Consider the following 16603-nt stretch of genomic DNA (forward strand, 5'->3'; position numbering starts at 1 on the left):
ACATCTCCCCGCAAGGGGGAGATTGGCGGTTCCAGCGTCGCTGCCCTTTCTCCAACGTCGAAAATTTGCGAAAGCGGTGAGGCCTGCCAATCTCCCCCCTTGCGGGGGAGATGCCTGGCAAGGCAGAGGGGGGTGCTGTCCCTCCGTCCTTTCTGATTGCGAGCCCGGAGCTACAATGACCCTGCAACTGAGCACGCGCGACCGATCCATGCTCGATGGCGAGCAAGGCCCATCCGCGGCTGCCGCCATGAAGATTCTCGTCGCCTTCTCCAACGCCGTCGGGGCGGACGGCCTGCTCGACATTACCAGCGCCCACATCGATGGATGCCTCTACCACGGCAAGGCCGGCCTCGATTTCGTCGAACGGCTCGCCGAGGGCGGCGGGCGTGTCAAGGTGCCGACGACGCTCAACGTCGGCTCGTTCGACCTCATCCATCCGGGCATGGTGAAGATGCCGGCAGCGGAGGAGGTGCCGGCGCGGCGGCTGATGAAGGCGCATATGGAACTTGGCTGCCAGGCGACGTTCACCTGCGCGCCCTACCAGACACGGTTCCGGCCTGAATTCGGTCAGCAGATCGCCTGGGGCGAATCCAACGCCATCGTCTTCGCCAATTCGGTGATCGGGGCGCGCACCAACCGCTATGGCGATTTCATCGACCTGTGCTGCGCCATGACTGGACGCGCGCCGGCTTGGGGCCTGCATCTCAGCGAAAACCGGCGCGGCCGCATCCTGTTCGAATTGGACGTTCCTGATCCGGAGCCGAGCGACAGCCTGTTCGTCGGCGTTGGGCTGATCATCGGACAAGCCAGCGGCGATCGAATTCCGGTCATTGCCGGCCTGCCGCAGCCGCGCGATGAAGACCAGTTGAAGGCACTCGGTGCTGCGGCGGCAACGACGGGTGCTGTGGCGCTGTTCCATGCGGTCGGCATCACGCCGGAGGCCGGAAGCCTCGACGAGGCGTTCCGCGGCCACGCGCCGGAGGAGACGATCCGCATTACCCGTTCCGACATCGATCAGGCGCTGGCCAGGCTATCGGCGGTGCCGGATGGCTCGCGGCTCGCCGCTGTCTCGCTGGGTACGCCGCATTTTTCCCATGAGGAATGGATGCGCCTGTTGCCGCTGCTGCGCGAGGCAGCGCCTAGCCGGGGCATCCCGATCTATGTCAACACAGGCCGCGCGACACTGACACGGCTGCAGGAAGAGGGCGCCCTGGCTGGGATGGAAGCGTTCGGCCTGGTTCCGGTTGCCGACACCTGCACCTATGTCACCTCGATCATGGAACGGCTCGACGGCGTGGTGATGACCAATTCCGGCAAATGGGCGCATTACGCGCCGGGCAATATCGGCGTGACCGTCGCCTTCGCCGACATGAAGGATTGCATCCGTTCCGCCGCGGTCGGCCATGTCGTGCGGAGCGGCACATGACACAACCGGTGGAAGCGTTTGAAAGAGCAGGCATCTTTCAGCTGGCCGGTGAGGCCGAAGGTCGGGCGCTGGTGTTTTCGCAGCCGCTCAGTTTCTGGGGCGGGATCGATGCGGAGACCGGCGACATAACAGACCATTCGCATCCGGGGCTCGGCCAGAATGTCGCCGGCAAGATCCTGGTCATGCCGAGCGGGCGCGGCTCGTCGTCCTCGTCCTCGGTGCTGGCCGAGGCGATCCGCAAGGGCACGGCGCCGGCCGGCATTCTTCTGGAGCGGCCGGACCCGATCCTGGCCGTGGGCGCCATCGTCGCCGAGTTTCTCTATGGGATACGCATGCCGTTGGTGGTGTGTGATATTTCCGGCATCGTCGCCGGCGACAGGATAGTGATCGGCGCTGGCGCGGACGGCCGGGCGATCATAGGGATTAAGACGGAAAGCTAGCTCAAATCTCCGGGATGTTTTCCTTGAAGATCACCTGCAGCCTCGGCTGGTGCAATTCGTAGGCCAGTCCCCGGACCGCATGGGTCAAGGTGTTGAGCGCCTCGCGGGCCTCGACGCGCGGGTTTTGGTCGATGACCGCGTCGAGCGTGCCGTCGAGCAGCAGCTCCTTGGTGCCGTCCGTCACCTCATGGCCGAGGAAGACCATGGATTGCGCGCGGCCGCGCTCCTTGAGCGCGCGCGCGATGCCGGTGTTGCCGGCGCCGACATTGTAGATCGCGGCAAGGTCGGGGTGCCGTTCCAGAAGCGCTGATGCTTCCGAATAGGCCTTTTCGCGATCGTCCAGCATTTCACGCATTTCGACGATCTCGAGATTGGGAGACTCCTCGGTCAATATGTGCCGGAATCCCATCTCGCGTTCCTCATGGCCGCGATAGGAGAGCGAGCCGGCGAACAGTGCCACCTTGCCGGGACGTTCCGACCCCATGAAGCGGTTGAGCAGATAGCCGGCCAGCCGGCCGGCGGCGCGGTTGTCGATGCCGATATAGGCGACCCTTGGCACATGCAGGATGTCGGAGGCGATGGTCACCACCTTGACGTCGTTGGCCGACAGCGAGCGGATCGCCTCGCGCACCGTCGGATGGTCGAGCGCGATGACGCCGACGCCTTGCGTCTGTCCGCGCAGATCCTGCAGCAGACGGGCGAGCCGATCGGGATTGAAGCCCTCTATGGTGGCGATGTGGACGTCGAGATCGGGTCGCGCCAGAGCCTGCGCCTCGATGTGGCGGTGCAGCATCTTGATGAAGGAATTGGTGCCGGCCGGCAGCGCGAAGTCGAGCCGGATGATCTCGCCCGGCGAGGGGCGTGGCGCTGCCCCGTTTGGGCCTTCGGCGATGTAGCCTAGGCGTTGCGCCATTTCGAGCACGATTTCGCGGGTGCGCGCCCGCACGCCGGGCCGATTGTTGAGCACGCGGTCGACGGTGGCCGCGGAGACGCCGGCTTCCCGGGCTATGTCAGTCAGGGTGGAACGCACCGTCTTTCATCTCCTCGACGCATCAGGATCACGCATTGTCCGCGGCCGGCCTGATGGCAACGGCTCCTCGCTATCCGCGATTCTGATGGGAAATGATGTATCCGGCCTTGGCCGATGCGCAAGTCGTCGCGCTAAATCAAGTCGCCCGGCACGGCCATACCGGGGCGGGAAGATATATTTCCCATCAAATCGAGGCATGGAGAGCGTTGTAAGGACCTTCGTGTGACGCATTTCCTCGCCCCATTGCGATGTTGTGAGGTATTTTGATTATTTATGATGTTGACAGCCTTCCGATCCTGCCGTCAATATCCCTCATGGGCTCGTGGAGGAAACATTGGGCCCGAGGGAGGAATTCCAATGTCTGATCTGATCCGCATGTCGCGACGCCGATTGCTGGCGTCCGGAGGAAAGGCGGCGGTGTTCGTAGCCGCGGCAGGTATCGCACCCCAATTTATCCGTCCCGGCCGTGCCTATGCGGCGGACGCGCTGGCACCGGGCATGATCGGTGGCCCGACCGGTTTCGAGGGCGCCGAGCGCTACCAGTATGGCGCCGACACGCCGGAAGGCCGTGCCATCGAGGCGGCCAAGGCGCTGAAGGGCGCCGGCAAGGCGCCGGCCAAGATCGTGCTCGGCCTGTCGGACGGCTCCATCGGCCAGCTTACGCAGCCTTTCCCGGCCGGCGCGCCGTCGATCAAGGAGCTGTGGGAAAAGGAAACCGGCATTCCGATCGAGATCGTCGGCCTGCCGAACGGCCAGGAATTCACCAAGACGATGCAGGACATCTCCACCAAGGGTGGAGCCTATGACATCTATTCCACCGAATGGAACCGCCTCGGCGATCTCGCCGAGACCGGCGGCATCGCCAAGCTCGACGACTTCGTCGCCCAGTACAAGCCTGAATGGGACGACCCCAAGACCGGCTATGTCGACGGCGCCAAGGGCGTGTCGCTGCTCAACAAATATCGTGGCTCGAACTACGGCGTGTCGCTGGACGGCGACTTCCAGACCTGGGTCTACCGCTCCGACCTGTTCGGCGACGCCGCCGAGCAGAAGGCGTTCAAGGACAAATACGGCTACGATCTGGCGCCGCCGAAAACCTGGAAGCAGCACGGCGATATCGCCGCCTTCTTCCAGCGTCCGGACAAGGGCCTGTTCGGCTCGACCGACCTGCGCAACCAGGGCTGGGGCTACACCAACTGGTACCAGCGCTATGTCTCGATGGCCTCGCCCAACCAGTTCCTGTTCGGCGACGACGGCAAGCCGCTGATCAATTCCGAGCATGGCATCGCCGCCACCAACGAATATGTCGAATCGCTCGCCCATCACTCGCCGGATGCGATCTCGTGGGGCTGGCCGGAGCAGTATGGCAATTTCGCCAAGGGCGGCGCGGCGATGACCTGCGCCTTCTCCAACCTGCCGAAATTCCTCGACAATGCCGGCAACAAGGATTCGGCCGTCACCGGCAAGATCGGCACGATGCTGCCGCCCGGCCGCGAGATCGACGGCAAGCTGATCAGCCGCTCCGTGCTGTGGTTCTCACTGACCGGCATGGTCTCGTCGCAGTCGAAGAACCAGGAAGTCGCCTATCTCCTGCTGCAATGGCTGGGCTCGGCCCGCATCTACGCCTGGATGAGCGCCAACCCCGGCGGCTATCTCGATCCATTCCGGCTTTCGGATTTCTCCGATCCGCTGGTGCGCCAGACCTATCACGCCTACCACATGGATGTGGTGCGCGAGACGGTCGCCCGCACGGTGCCGACCATCAACTATCCCGGCGCCACCGCCTTCCACAACGCACTGGACGAAAACCTCATGGCCTCGCTGACCAAGGCCAAGACCGCGGAGCAGGCGATGGCCGATACCGAAGCCGAGTGGAAGAAGATCGCCCGGCGCATTGGCGAGGACAAGTTGCTGGAAGCCATCAGGACCAACAAGGAGGCATGGCCGACCGTTCTCGATCCGATCAGCTGATCCGTCTCCCTGGATCAGACCGGAGGGGAAGGGCGAAAGCTCTTCCCCTCCGCAATCAACGCCACCAGCAAAAGCAGCCAGATGAAGCGTTCCGTTCCTTTCGAGATATTCCGCTACGCCGCGATCCTGGCGGCAATGGCGGTGACGCTGGTGCCGATCCTGTGGATGGTGTCGATGGCCTTCAAGCCGATCGCCGAATGGTCGGCGACTGGTGCCGACCTGACGTGGTGGCCGAAGAACCCGACGCTCAGCAATTTCCAGTTCGTGTTCGGCGAGTCCACCAACAGCCTCATCGTGGCGCTCGACCGCACCGCGCTGAAGCCGATCCTGTCGTCGCTGCTGTCGGCTGTGTTCGGCACCGCGATCGCCATGTCGGCGGGCACGGCGGCGGCCTATGGGCTGTCGCGCTTCGGCTCGGGACAGAACCTGCCGCTGGCGCTGATCCAGCTCAGGCTGTTTCCGCCGATGGCGGTGATGATCCCGGTGATGATCATGTGGGCGTTCCTGAATTTCACCGACAGCTGGTGGGGCCTGGCGCTGATCTACGGCATCGTGACCTTGCCGTTCGCCTTCTGGCTGATGAAGACCTTCTTCGACGACATGCCTCGCGAGATCGAGGAGGCCGCCCTGGTCGAGGGCTGTTCGCGGCTGCGCGTCTTCACCCGCATCACGCTGCCGATGATGCGCGCGCCACTTGCAAGTGCGGCATTGTTCGTCTTCATCCTCAACTGGTCGGACTATCTGATCGCGCTGCTTCTGACGACGCGCGAATGGGTGACGATCCCCGTGTACATGGCCTCGCTGTCGTCCTCGATGACCGGCCAGCTCTATGGCGCCAAGGCAGCGCTTGGCCTCATCGCCGCCGTCCCGCCTGTCATCATGGGCATCGCCATCCAGCGCCATCTGGTGCGTGGGCTGACTTTTGGGGCGCTCAAGCAATGAGCGCGGTGACAGTAACTGTTTCGGAGGACGAAATGGGCGCCGCGCGTGCGAAGCCGGCCCTGCGGGACGAGGGCGCGCGGCTGGGATTCCGGCTGACCCTGCCGGCGCAGATCCTGGTCCTGTTCATCTCCGTCTTTCCGCTCTTGATGCAGCTCTATATCAGCGTCACCGACTGGTCGCCGCTCTCGGGCATCGGCTGGTGGAATGCCTGGGAGATGTGGAACAGTTTTGCCAACTACACCGACCTTGCCGCCGATGCCCGTTTCTGGAGCGCGCTGAGGCGCACGGCGATCGTCATGGTCGTCTGCGTGCNCTTGCCGCCGATGCCCGTTTCTGGAGCGCGCTGAGGCGCACGGCGATCGTCATGGTCGTCTGCGTGCCGGCCGAGTTCCTGCTCGGTCTCGCATTGGCGACGCTGTTCGCCGACGATTTTCCGGGCAAGCGCATCTTCTATTCGATCCTGCTGATGCCGATGATGGTGGTGCCAGCGGTGGCCGGCTACATGTTCTTCATGCTGTTCCAGTCGGGCGGCCCGGTGAACGACATCCTGTCCACCGTCACGGGCACACGCGTCACCATCGCCTGGCTTTCGGACCCGACGCTGGCGCTGATCGCGGTGATGATCGCCGATATCTGGCAGTGGACGCCGCTGATGTTCCTCATCCTGCTTGCCGGCCTGGTCGGCGTGCCGGAGGACCAGATCAAGGCGGCGACACTGCTCGGCGCCAATCCGTGGCAGCGCTTCGTCACCATCGTGCTGCCGAAGATGAAGACGATCATCATCATCGCGCTGGCGATCCGGGTGATCGAGAACTTCAAGATCTTCGACACGCTCTACATCATGACCGGCGGCGGCCCCGGCGTCGCCACGGAAACGATCTCGGTCTACATATACAAGGTTACCACGCAGGATCTGATCTGGGGCTATGTGGCGGCTATCGCGCTCGCCATACTGATCGTGCTTTCCATCATTGCCGTGTTCGCCATGAAGCGGATGGCGCGGGCAAGGCAGGTGCCGGCATGAGCACGATCCAGCTGCGTAACCTCACCAAGGCATTCGGCGATTTCACCGCGCTGAAGACCATGGACCTCGAAATATCAGATGGCGAGTTCATGGCGCTGCTCGGACCCTCGGGCTGCGGCAAGTCGACGACGATGAACATGATCGCCGGCATGGAAGAACCGACCAGCGGCAAGATCCTGTTTGGCGAGCGCGACATGGCCGGCGTGCCGATGGGCCGGCGCGGCGTCGGCTTCGTCTTCCAGAACTACGCCATCTTCACCCACATGACGGTGCGCCAGAACCTTGCCTATGGCCCGAGGATGCGCGGCGCGGACAAAGCCGAGATCGACCGCCGCGTCGGCGCTATTGCCGAGCTGCTGCAACTGGCGCCGCTGCTCGACCGCAAGGCCGACCGGCTGTCGGTCAACATCTTGCAGCGCGTCGCGATCGGCCGCTCGGCGATCATGGAGCCGGCCATCTTCTTGCTCGACGAGCCACTGTCCAATGTCGACGCCGCCTTCCGGGCGGTGATGCGCACTGAGCTGAAGCAATTGCAGCGCCAATTCAGGCAGACCATGGTCTACGTCACCCATGACCAGCTCGAGGCCATGACCATGGCCGACCGCATTGCCGTGATGGACCATGGCGTGCTGCAGCAGGTCGGCACGCCGCTCGAGGTCTACAACAATCCGGCCAATGTCTTCGTCGCCCGCTTCATCGGCGCACCGGGCATGAACCTGCTCAAAGGCAAGCCGGCGGAAAGCGACCGGGGCCTTGTCGTCGATCTCGGGCCGCTGGGTGTGACGCCGCCACTGCCGGACGATCTGGCAGCCACCTTGCGCGGCGCACGCGGCGACGTGCTCTACGGTTTTCGGCCGGAGCAGGTGGCGTTGGCGCAGGACGTGCGCGGGCTCGCCATGCCTATCACCTTCGTCGAGCGGATCGGCGCGCGCACCATCGTCCATCTCGGCGAAGGCGAGGGCGCCGTGAAGGCGGTATTCGACAATGATGTCGGGCTGTCGATCGGGCAGACGGCTGTCGTCGCGCCCGCGGCTTCGTCGGTACGTGTCTTCGACGCCGCCAGCGGCCTTGCGATGGGGGCGGGCTGAGCCATGGCCGACATCATCTTTCGCAATGTCACGAAACGCTATGGTGCTACGATCGCCGTCGACGACGCCTCGTTCACCGTCAACGACAACGAGTTCTTCTGCTTCTTCGGGCCGCCGCTGTCGGGCAAGTCGACAATCCTGCGCCTGGTGCTCGGGCTTGAAATGCCGGATGCCGGCGAAATCCTGATCGGCGGCAGACCGGTCAATACGGTATCGCCGGCCGAGCGCAATGTGGCGATGGTGTTCCAGAACCTGGCGCTGTTCCCGCATATGAGCGCGCTGGACAATGTCCGCTTCCCGCTGGTCGAGCGCCGGGTCGCCGAGACCCAGATCGAAAAGCGCGTCGCCGATGTCGCCGCCAAGCTGCATATCGGCCACATCCTGCACAAGCCGCCGGCGCAGCTTTCGGGCGGCGAGCGGCAGCGCGTGGCGATCGCGCGCGCGCTGGTGCGCGACCCCAATGCCTATCTGATGGACGACCCGATCTCGGCGCTCGATGCCAGGCTGCGCGAGGAGACGCGTGTCGAGCTGAAGCGCATCCAGCGGGAGCTCGGCAAGACGCTGATCTACGTCACCCACGACCAGGAAGAGGCGATGTCGATCGCCGACCGCATCGCCATACTGGACAATGGCACGATCAGGCAGATCGGTGCGCCGGCCGAGATCTACGACCGCCCGGCCAGCACCTATGTGGCGCGGCTGCTCGGTTCGCCTGTCATGAACATCCTGAAAGCGGCGCGCGGCGAGGGCGGCATCGAGGCGGCTGAAGGCACGATCGAGATTGTCGACAAGGCTGTTCCGATTGATGTTGTCGAGATTGGGCTCAGGCCGGAAGATATTAAGGTTCGACCGTGGGCGGATGGGGGCCCAGGCCGCCCGGCACGAGTGTTCGAGGTCGAGCCGCTGGGCGGCTATACCGTGGTGACGCTCGCTGCCGGGCAGGCGCGGCTGAAGGCACTCTTGCGCGGCCAGCCCAACATCAGGCCCGATGCGATGGTGGCGATATCCTGCGAGCCGGCCCGCGTGCATTATTTCGGACAGAGCGGAGGCGCGTTGGCGAGATGATTGCCGCTGCGAAGAGAGAATTTCGGGAGGAAAATATGGCAGGCAAGGATTTCGAGCCGGACGTGAGGGTCCGCACGAAAGAATACAAGATCGGCTGCGTCGGCGCCGGCATGATCATGGCCGAGTGCCATCTGGCTGCCTACAAGGAGGCCGGGTTTCCGGTGGTGGCGATCGCTTCACGCACCAAGGCAAGTGCCGAGAAGGTGGCGAAACGCTGGGACATCCCGACCGTCCACGATACGCCGGAGCGGTTGATCGAGGACGCTGATGTCGAGATCATCGACCTTGCCTTTCCACCCGACCAGCAGCCGGCGCTGATCCGCCATGCGCTGAAGCAGAAGCACATCAAGGCGATCCTGGCGCAGAAGCCGTTGGCGCTTTCGGTCGAGGAGGCGGTCAAGCTGCGCGACGAGGCGGCGAAGGCCGGCAAGATCCTCTCGGTCAACCAGAACATGCGCTACGACCAGTCGATGCGCGTGCTGAAGCAGATCATGGACAGCGGCGCGCTCGGCGACATCGTGTTCGCGCAGATCGACATGCACGCTATCCCGCACTGGCAGACGTTTCTTGAAGATTACGACCGGCTGACGCTCGCCAATATGAGCGTGCATCATCTCGACGTGCTGCGCTTCCTGTTCGGCGATCCCGATGAGATCACCACGCTGACGCGCAAGGATCCGCGCACGAAGTTCGATCACTCCGACGGCATCACCGTGTCCACACTGCGCTTCCCGTCCGGGGTGCTCGCCGTGTCGCTGGAGGATGTCTGGTCCGGCCCGCGCCAGGAAGGCTACAAGGACGACCAGCATATCAACTGGCGCGTCGACGGCACCAAGGGCGTCGCCAAGGGCACGATTGGCTGGCCGACAGGCGCTGCCTCGACCCTGACCTACGCTTCGACCGAGACCACCGGCGGCGAATGGGTGAGCCCAAGCTGGGAGACGATGTGGTTCCCGCATGCCTTCATCGGCGTGATGGAGCAGCTGCAACATGCGGTGAAGACAGGCACGCCGCCGGCGCTGTCGGTCGCCGACAACGTCAAGACCATGGCGCTGGTCGAGGCGGGCTACCGCTCGATCGACGAGGGCCGCACGGTCAAGCTTTCCGAGATCGCTACCTGATCACCGCCACTGAAACACCAGACAACTGAATCGCTTACAGGGAGGAATTCAAGATCATGATGCAGGCAGGTATTTTCACGGGTTATTTCCCGTACGGCCTCGAAGAGACGGCGAAGAAGATCCGCGGGCTCGGTTTCAACACGGTGCAGCTCGACCTGCATTTCAGGGATGTCGACCTGTCGGCAGGCCAGATCACCAAGGACAAGGCGAAGAAGGTGCGCGACGTCTTCCGTGACCACAATCTGCCTGTCTGCTGCGTGTCGGGCTACACCAACATCATCCATCCGGACAAGGCCGAGCGCGACAAGCGTGTCGGTTACCTCAAGGAGATCATCCGCAACGCCCGCCATTTCGGCTCGCCTTTCGTGATCTCGGAAACCGGTACCTACAACACCGAATCCGACTGGGTGCATCACCCCAAGAACAAGACCGAGGAGGGTTTCGAGGAATGCCGCAAGGTGATCGCCGACCTCGCGCAGACAGCCTATGACCACGGCGCGGTCTTCCTGCTCGAAACCTACGTCAACAACGTCGTCGGCTCGGTCGAGGAGACGGTCAGGATGTTCGCGCAGGTCGACCATCCCGGCCTTGGCCTGCTGATGGATCCGACCAACTATTTCGAGACGCACAACATCGACCGGATGGACCAAATCCTGAACCAGGTGTTCGATACGCTGACCGACAAGATCAAGATTGCGCACGCCAAGGACGTCAAGCGCTCGGGCGACGACAAGTCGGAGAAGCACGCCGATATCGGCGACGCCGATGCGATGGAAAGCCATACTTTCCGCGGCGTCGGCGAGATCGAGCTGCCGGCGCCCGGCCTCGGCTCGCTGAACTACGACCTCTATCTCAAGCGGCTGGCGGAAAAGCACCCGAACATCCCGGTGATCATCGAGCATCTGTCGGAAGACGACGTGCCGCGCGCCAAGACATTCCTGGACGGGAAGTTCCGCGCCAACGGCCTGTGATGGCCAGTCGCGCCGCCGGTGCATGGCGGCGCGGCTCCAAACAAGGGAGGAAAGAATGTTGAAATTCGCTTGGAAATTGGCGGCCGCCGCCACAGTGCTTGCCGGCGTCGCGTTCGGATCGACGGCGCAGGCGCAGGACGGGCAGAAGACGTTTTATCTCCTGTCGCATGGCGGCCCGTCGGACGCGTTCTGGATCGACTGGAATGCCGGCGCGACCAAGGCCTGCGACCAGCTCAAGGTGACCTGCAAGATCTCCTTCAGCGGCGGCGACATGGCGGCGCAGAAGGAGGCCTTCAACTCGGCGCTCGCCGCCAAGCCTGATGGCATCGCCACGACCTCGGCGCAGCCGGGCCTGTGGACCGAGGAGGTCAAGGCGGCCAAGGCAGCCGGCATCCCGATCGTGTTCTTCAACACCGACGATCCGGCGACGGGGCGCCAGGCCTATGTCGGGGCCGACCTCAAGGAAGCCGGCGCGATCTGGGCCAAATATCTCGTCGACCACAAGATGGTGAAGCAGGGCGACAAGGTGTTCCTGCCGGTCGAGGTTCCCGGCGCCAGCTACCAGCAGCTTGAAACCGAGGGCATCGCCAGCGTGTTCGATCCGCTGGGGATCAAATACGATGTGGTCGATTGCGGCACCGATCCGGCCGGCATCATCGCCAAGATGACCGACTACATGGTGGCCAACAATCCGCCGGCGATCATCGCGCTCGGCGATTCCGTGGCGGCCAGCGTCAAGCGGGTGTTCGACGGCGCGGGTGTGCCGGCCGGCAAGATCCCGGTCGTCGGCTGGGGCAATTCCAAGGAGACGGCGCAGGCGGTCAAGGACGGCTTCGTCAACGCCGCCGCCTGGCAGTACCCGTCGGCGCAGGGCTTCATGCCGGTGGCGCTGCTCGGGCTCGCCGCCTCGGGTGAGCCGATCGGCTACGACATCCACACCTTCGGTCTCTACGACGCCTCCAGCGTCGACCCGATCCTGAAGCTCTACGACAAGAAGTGAGAAACCGACGCCCGCCGGAAAAGCGGCGGGCGCCTTCCAAAGCATGGTCCAAGCAGTCATGACAATCGCCGCAGAAGATGACGCGCCGGGAGCGAAGGGCAGATCGAACCTGCTGCGCTCGCCGCAATTCTCCTCCTTCGTCATCCTCGTCGTCCTGCTGGTGGCGTTCGCCATCGCGGACGCCAATTTCCTGTCGCCGCTCAACATTTCCAACATGATGGCGTTCCTGCCCGAACTCGGCATCATCGCGCTCGGCATGACGCTGCTCCTGACGGCGGGCGAGTTCGACCTGTCCGTCGGCGCGGTGTTCGGGCTGGCGCCGGTCGTGGTCATGCTTTTGGTGCAAAACGGTGGGGTGGATATCGGCATCGCCCTTCTGGCCGGGCTTCTCCTGTGCATCGCCATCGGCGCGATCAACGGGCTGATCGTCACCAAGATCGGCATCTCGTCCTTCCTGGTGACGCTGTCGATGCTGCTCGTCGTGCGCGGGGCGGCGCTCTACATCACGCAGGGATTTCCGCTGAAATCCTGGGACCAGCCCGGCTTCTTCGTGACGCTGCTCGCCGGCAGCTTCAACATCGGCTCGTTCCGCTTCTACACCTCGCTGTGGTGGTTCATCGGCCTGTCGCTGATGGCGATCTACATCCTGCGCTACGCCAAGCTCGGCAACTGGATCAGCGCCATCGGTTCGAACCGCAACGCGGCGGTGGCGCGCGGCGTGCCGGCGGACGCCGTCAAGATCTGGCTGTTCATCGCAACCTCGGTGCTGGCCGGGCTTGCCGGCATGATCAGCGCCTTTCGCATCTCCGCCGCCTCGCCGGTGGCCGGCACCGGCTACGAGCTGGAAGTGATCGCCATGGTGGTGGTCGGCGGCACGGCGCTGACCGGCGGGCGCGGCACCATCCTGGGCACCATCGTCGGCGCGCTGATGCTGCGCGCCATCCGCAACGGCATCGTGCTGATCGGCGTACCGGGGCTCGCCTACAACATCTTCGTCGGCCTCATCATCCTCGCCATGCTCATCCTGCACGCTCTGCTGCAGAAGAACGCCGCAAGGGGCTGACGATGGAAGTGCTTCGGCTGCAGAATTTGCAAAAATCCTTCGGCAGCGTGCGCGCGCTGAAGAATGCCTCGCTGTCATTACGGGAGGGCGAGGTGGTGGCGCTGCTCGGCGACAATGGCGCCGGCAAATCGACGCTGATCAAGGCGATCTCGGGCGTGTTTCCCGTCGACCGTGGCGACATCTTCGTGCGCGGTGAGAAGGTCTCGATCCGCTCGACCCGCGATGCGATGGACTTGGGCATCGAAACCATCCACCAGGATACCTCGCTGGCGCCGGATCTCAGCATCGCGCGCAACCTTTTCCTCGGACGCGAGCCGGTCAGTTTCGGCTGGCTCGGCGTGTTCGCGCCGCTCGATCTGGCCAAGCTGCGCAAGGCCGCTTCCGAGCTGCTCAAGCGCGTCGGCATCTCGAAGAAGCTGGATGCCGATGCGCTGGTCTCGACACTGTCGGGCGGCGAACGCCAGTCGATCGCCATCTCGCGCGCCATGCAGTTTGCCGCCAAGGTGATCATCCTCGACGAGCCGACCAACAATCTCGGCGTCGAGGAAACCCACGGTGTGCTGCGCTTCGTCAAGGAGGTGCGCGACGCCGGCCATTCGGTGCTGCTCATCACCCACAACATCCACCACGTGTTCCAGGTCGCCGATCGCATCATCGTCATGCGGCGTGGCGAGATCGTCGCCGAACAGACGGTCGCCGACACCGACCTCTTGACCGTGGAAAGCATCATCACCGGCGCCGACATGTCGGCCTTGCTCAAGGAGGCGAGGGCAAAGTGAAGGGCGTCGCATGGTAGAGCTTTACGGCAAGACGCTGTCGCGAAGGCAAGTCGCCGAGCGGTCCGGCATGCTGTCGCAATTCGCCGGCGTGCGGCTGATGACGCTTGGCGACGGGGTGGAGCGCGGCATCCGCATGCTGGAGTTCCGAACCGGTTCGGGCCTGCGCTTCACCGCGCTGGTCGATCGTGCGCTCGACATCGCCGACTGCGACTATAGGGGCCAGGCGATCGGCTGGCATTCGCCGAGCGGTTTTCGCCATCCGGGCTTGCACGAGTATGAGGGGGAGAGAGGGCTCGCCTGGGCGCGCTCCTTTTCCGGCCTGCTCGTCACCTGCGGGCTCGACCACATACTGGGCCGGGAAGAAGTACCTGTCGACACTTACAACTACCCCGGCAAGAAGACCACGGTCCATTCGCTGCATGGCCGTGTCGGCACGATCCCGGCGCGGCTGACCGGCTATGGCGAGCGCTGGGATGGCGACCGCTGCGTGCTGTGGGCCGAAGGTGTCGTCCAGCAATCGGCGGTGTTCGGCGAGGATCTGCATCTGATCCGGCGCATCGAGGCCGATGTCGGCGGCAACGAGATCCGGCTGTCCGACCGTGTCGTCAATCACGGCTTCAACCTCACGCCGCATATGTATTTCTACCACGTCAATGTCAGCCACCCCTTGCTCGACGAAGGGTCGCGCTATCTGGCGCCGATCCGCGAAATTGTATGGGCCGGCCATGCCGGCGAGCATTACGAAGCGCAGAAGGTCGGCTACCGCACGGTGCCGCCGCCGCAGCTCGGTTTCAGCGAACAGGTCTGGCAGCACGAGATGACGGCCGATGCCAATGGCGAGGTGCCGGTGGCGGTGGTCAACGACCGGCTCGGTCTCGGCTTCGAAGTGGTGACGCGCAAGGACCAATTGCCTTGCGCCTATCAATGGCAGAATTTCCAGGCCGGGCAGTATGCGCTGGGCATAGAGCCCTCGACCCATCATGTGCTCGGCGATCTCGCCGCGCGCGAACGCGGCGAGATGATCTGGCTGGAGCATGGCGAAAGCCGGAGCTACGATGCGGTGTTTCGCGTCCTCGATGGCGCCCGCGAGATTGCCGCGGCCGAAAGCAGGATTACCTCTATCGCCAGGCAGCCGCGGCAGGATTATCCGCAACCGTCGGGAAATTTTGCGAGATTGAGGGCATGATGCGACATGAATGCTCCGGCTGGCGGGCCGGAAACCGGAGGCCGGCGTGATGGGCAAAAAACGCGACTACAGCCTGGTCGGCGAAAGCACGCGGCTTGCGATCGAGACCGGCCTGGCCTCGGCCGAGTGGTACCACACCGACGTGCCGCGCAAGCCGATGAAGGAGCTGATGCAACGCTCCGACGGTCCGGCGATCCGCGACACGGTGATCTGGCTCGCCGTCATACTGGGCTCCGCCGCCGGCATCGTCTGGTTCTGGGGCTCGTGGTGGGTGGTCCCGTTCCTGTTCGTCTACGGCGTGCTCTACGGCTCGTCGAGCGACTCGCGCTGGCACGAATGCGGCCACGGCACGGCTTTCCGCACGCGCTGGATGAACGATGTCGTCTACCACATCGCCTCTTTCATGCTGATGCGCAATCCGGTGCAATGGCGCTGGAGCCATGCCCGCCACCACACCGACACCATCATTGTCGGCCGCGACGCCGAGATCGCCGTCATGCGTCCGCCGGACCTGTTGAAGGCGGCGCTGGCGTTCACCGGGATTCTCGATTTCCGTTATTCGCTGCCGACCCTGGTGCGCCAGGCCTTTGGCACGTTGTCCGACGACGAGAAGAGCTACATTCCCGAGATGGAGCAGCACAAGGCGGTGGTCGTCGCTCGCTGGCACGTGGCGGTGTACGTTGCGACGATCGCTTTCGCGATCGCGCTGGGATCATGGCTGCCGCTGGTGCTGATCGGCCTGCCGCGCCTCTATGGCACCTGGCACATGGTGACGACCGGCCTGCTGCAGCATATCGGCCTCGCCGACAATGTCGTCGACCACCGGCTCAACACCCGCACGGTCTACATGAACCCGATCAGCCGGTTCATCTACTGGAACATGAATTACCATGTGGAGCACCACATGTTCCCGATGGTGCCCTATCACGCGCTGCCCAGGCTGCACGAGTTGATCAAGCACGACCTGCCCGAGCCGAACCCTTCGATGTGGCATGCCTATCGCGAGGTCTGGCCCGTCCTGCTCAGGCAGCTGAAATATGAGGATTATTACCTCAAGCGCGAATTGCCGCCGACGGCGAGACCCTATCGCGGCGAATTCCACGAGGTCGATATGTCGGCGGCGGCCGAATAGCGATCGCGAATGATTGCAGGAGACCGAAATGACTGATTGGGTTGAAGCGTGCGCGGTTGATGACATCGAGGAAGAGGATGTCATCCGCTTCGATCATGGCGGCCGCACCTTTGCGATCTACCGCTCGCCCGATAATGAGTTCTTCGCCACCGACGGCTATTGCACGCATGAGAAGGCGCATCTGGCGGACGGGCTGGTGATGGACGACATCATCGAATGCCCCAAGCACAATGGCCGGTTCAACTACAAGACCGGCCAGGCCAAGGGCGCGCCGGTCTGCGTCAATCTCGCGACCTATCCGGTGAAGATCGAGGCCGGTAAGGTGATGATCCAGATTTGACGTGTGGCAACCGATCCAGCATCAC

Annotated in this window: 15 protein-coding genes and 1 pseudogene; 15 read left to right on the top strand and 1 reads right to left on the bottom strand. The window is 63.8% G+C overall.

The window, feature by feature from the left end:
- Window positions 1-175: 175 nt before the first annotated feature.
- Both X741_RS142635 and X741_RS142630 read left to right on the top strand, forming a co-directional pair.
- Window positions 176-1426, top strand: coding sequence for an aconitase X (locus X741_RS142635; protein ID WP_023779801.1), 1251 nt, complete (start codon window positions 176-178; stop codon window positions 1424-1426).
- Window positions 1423-1866, top strand: a complete 444-nt coding sequence (locus X741_RS142630; RefSeq protein WP_023779802.1) for a DUF126 domain-containing protein — start codon at window positions 1423-1425, stop codon at window positions 1864-1866. Before X741_RS142635 ends, X741_RS142630 begins: the two co-directional genes overlap by 4 nt.
- Window position 1867: 1 nt before the next feature.
- Here the strand turns inward: X741_RS142630 and X741_RS142625 are convergent, their stop codons facing one another.
- On the bottom strand, window positions 1868-2896 hold the full coding sequence (locus tag X741_RS142625) for a LacI family DNA-binding transcriptional regulator (RefSeq protein WP_023779803.1): 1029 nt from the start codon (window positions 2894-2896) through the stop codon (window positions 1868-1870).
- A gap of 357 nt (window positions 2897-3253) precedes the next feature.
- On the opposite strand from X741_RS142625, the gene X741_RS142620 reads away from it, so the two are divergent.
- The 13 genes and pseudogenes from X741_RS142620 to X741_RS142565 all read left to right on the top strand — a co-directional run bounded on the left by X741_RS142620 (window position 3254) and on the right by X741_RS142565 (window position 16578).
- Window positions 3254-4867, top strand: a complete 1614-nt coding sequence (locus tag X741_RS142620) for an extracellular solute-binding protein (protein ID WP_023779804.1) — start codon at window positions 3254-3256, stop codon at window positions 4865-4867.
- Window positions 4868-4948: 81 nt separating this feature from the next.
- A complete protein-coding gene (locus tag X741_RS142615) occupies window positions 4949-5809 on the top strand; it encodes a carbohydrate ABC transporter permease (protein WP_023779805.1) in 861 nt (286 codons plus the stop codon).
- Window positions 5806-6833, top strand: a pseudogene (locus tag X741_RS01000000167140) (sugar ABC transporter permease). The gene X741_RS142615 and the pseudogene X741_RS01000000167140 overlap by 4 nt, the downstream one beginning before the upstream one ends.
- Entirely contained in the window at window positions 6830-7921 is a 1092-nt protein-coding gene (locus X741_RS142610) for an ABC transporter ATP-binding protein (RefSeq protein WP_023779806.1), read from the top strand. The pseudogene X741_RS01000000167140 and the gene X741_RS142610 overlap by 4 nt, the downstream one beginning before the upstream one ends.
- A gap of 3 nt (window positions 7922-7924) precedes the next feature.
- The gene (locus X741_RS142605) at window positions 7925-8986 is read left to right on the top strand and encodes an ABC transporter ATP-binding protein (protein ID WP_023779807.1); all 1062 of its coding nucleotides are present in this window, start codon (window positions 7925-7927) and stop codon (window positions 8984-8986) included.
- Window positions 8987-9021: 35 nt separating this feature from the next.
- Complete coding sequence (locus X741_RS142600) at window positions 9022-10107, top strand: Gfo/Idh/MocA family oxidoreductase (RefSeq protein WP_023779808.1); 1086 nt, start codon at window positions 9022-9024, stop codon at window positions 10105-10107.
- Window positions 10108-10163: 56 nt separating this feature from the next.
- The gene (locus X741_RS142595; RefSeq protein WP_023779809.1) at window positions 10164-11078 is read left to right on the top strand and encodes a sugar phosphate isomerase/epimerase; all 915 of its coding nucleotides are present in this window, start codon (window positions 10164-10166) and stop codon (window positions 11076-11078) included.
- A gap of 55 nt (window positions 11079-11133) precedes the next feature.
- Complete coding sequence (locus tag X741_RS142590) at window positions 11134-12078, top strand: substrate-binding domain-containing protein (protein WP_023779810.1); 945 nt, start codon at window positions 11134-11136, stop codon at window positions 12076-12078.
- 58 nt (window positions 12079-12136) lie between these two features.
- Window positions 12137-13141, top strand: coding sequence for an ABC transporter permease (locus X741_RS142585; RefSeq protein ID WP_051410507.1), 1005 nt, complete (start codon window positions 12137-12139; stop codon window positions 13139-13141).
- Between the two features lie 2 nt (window positions 13142-13143).
- Window positions 13144-13920: an ATP-binding cassette domain-containing protein gene (locus tag X741_RS142580; protein WP_031250401.1), complete on the top strand. Its 777-nt coding sequence runs from the start codon at window positions 13144-13146 to the stop codon at window positions 13918-13920.
- 10 nt (window positions 13921-13930) lie between these two features.
- Complete coding sequence (locus X741_RS142575) at window positions 13931-15106, top strand: aldose 1-epimerase family protein (protein ID WP_023779813.1); 1176 nt, start codon at window positions 13931-13933, stop codon at window positions 15104-15106.
- A gap of 49 nt (window positions 15107-15155) precedes the next feature.
- On the top strand, window positions 15156-16238 hold the full coding sequence (locus X741_RS142570) for a fatty acid desaturase family protein (RefSeq protein WP_031250402.1): 1083 nt from the start codon (window positions 15156-15158) through the stop codon (window positions 16236-16238).
- A 28-nt stretch (window positions 16239-16266) separates the two neighbouring features.
- Window positions 16267-16578, top strand: a complete 312-nt coding sequence (locus X741_RS142565; RefSeq protein ID WP_023768294.1) for a MocE family 2Fe-2S type ferredoxin — start codon at window positions 16267-16269, stop codon at window positions 16576-16578.
- The last annotated feature ends 25 nt before the right edge of the window (window positions 16579-16603 follow it).

The organism is Mesorhizobium sp. LNHC221B00 (genome assembly GCF_000502935.1).
Taxonomy (GTDB): Bacteria; Pseudomonadota; Alphaproteobacteria; order Rhizobiales; family Rhizobiaceae; genus Mesorhizobium; species Mesorhizobium opportunistum.

Coding starts and splice junctions, on each gene's coding strand:
- X741_RS142635 (WP_023779801.1), top strand. CDS start 176: ATGACCCTGCAACTGAGCACGCGCGACCGATCCATGCTCGATGGCGAG.
- X741_RS142630 (WP_023779802.1), top strand. CDS start 1,423: ATGACACAACCGGTGGAAGCGTTTGAAAGAGCAGGCATCTTTCAGCTG.
- X741_RS142620 (WP_023779804.1), top strand. CDS start 3,254: ATGTCTGATCTGATCCGCATGTCGCGACGCCGATTGCTGGCGTCCGGA.
- X741_RS142615 (WP_023779805.1), top strand. CDS start 4,949: ATGAAGCGTTCCGTTCCTTTCGAGATATTCCGCTACGCCGCGATCCTG.
- X741_RS142610 (WP_023779806.1), top strand. CDS start 6,830: ATGAGCACGATCCAGCTGCGTAACCTCACCAAGGCATTCGGCGATTTC.
- X741_RS142605 (WP_023779807.1), top strand. CDS start 7,925: ATGGCCGACATCATCTTTCGCAATGTCACGAAACGCTATGGTGCTACG.
- X741_RS142600 (WP_023779808.1), top strand. CDS start 9,022: ATGGCAGGCAAGGATTTCGAGCCGGACGTGAGGGTCCGCACGAAAGAA.
- X741_RS142595 (WP_023779809.1), top strand. CDS start 10,164: ATGATGCAGGCAGGTATTTTCACGGGTTATTTCCCGTACGGCCTCGAA.
- X741_RS142590 (WP_023779810.1), top strand. CDS start 11,134: ATGTTGAAATTCGCTTGGAAATTGGCGGCCGCCGCCACAGTGCTTGCC.
- X741_RS142585 (WP_051410507.1), top strand. CDS start 12,137: ATGACAATCGCCGCAGAAGATGACGCGCCGGGAGCGAAGGGCAGATCG.
- X741_RS142580 (WP_031250401.1), top strand. CDS start 13,144: ATGGAAGTGCTTCGGCTGCAGAATTTGCAAAAATCCTTCGGCAGCGTG.
- X741_RS142575 (WP_023779813.1), top strand. CDS start 13,931: ATGGTAGAGCTTTACGGCAAGACGCTGTCGCGAAGGCAAGTCGCCGAG.
- X741_RS142570 (WP_031250402.1), top strand. CDS start 15,156: ATGGGCAAAAAACGCGACTACAGCCTGGTCGGCGAAAGCACGCGGCTT.
- X741_RS142565 (WP_023768294.1), top strand. CDS start 16,267: ATGACTGATTGGGTTGAAGCGTGCGCGGTTGATGACATCGAGGAAGAG.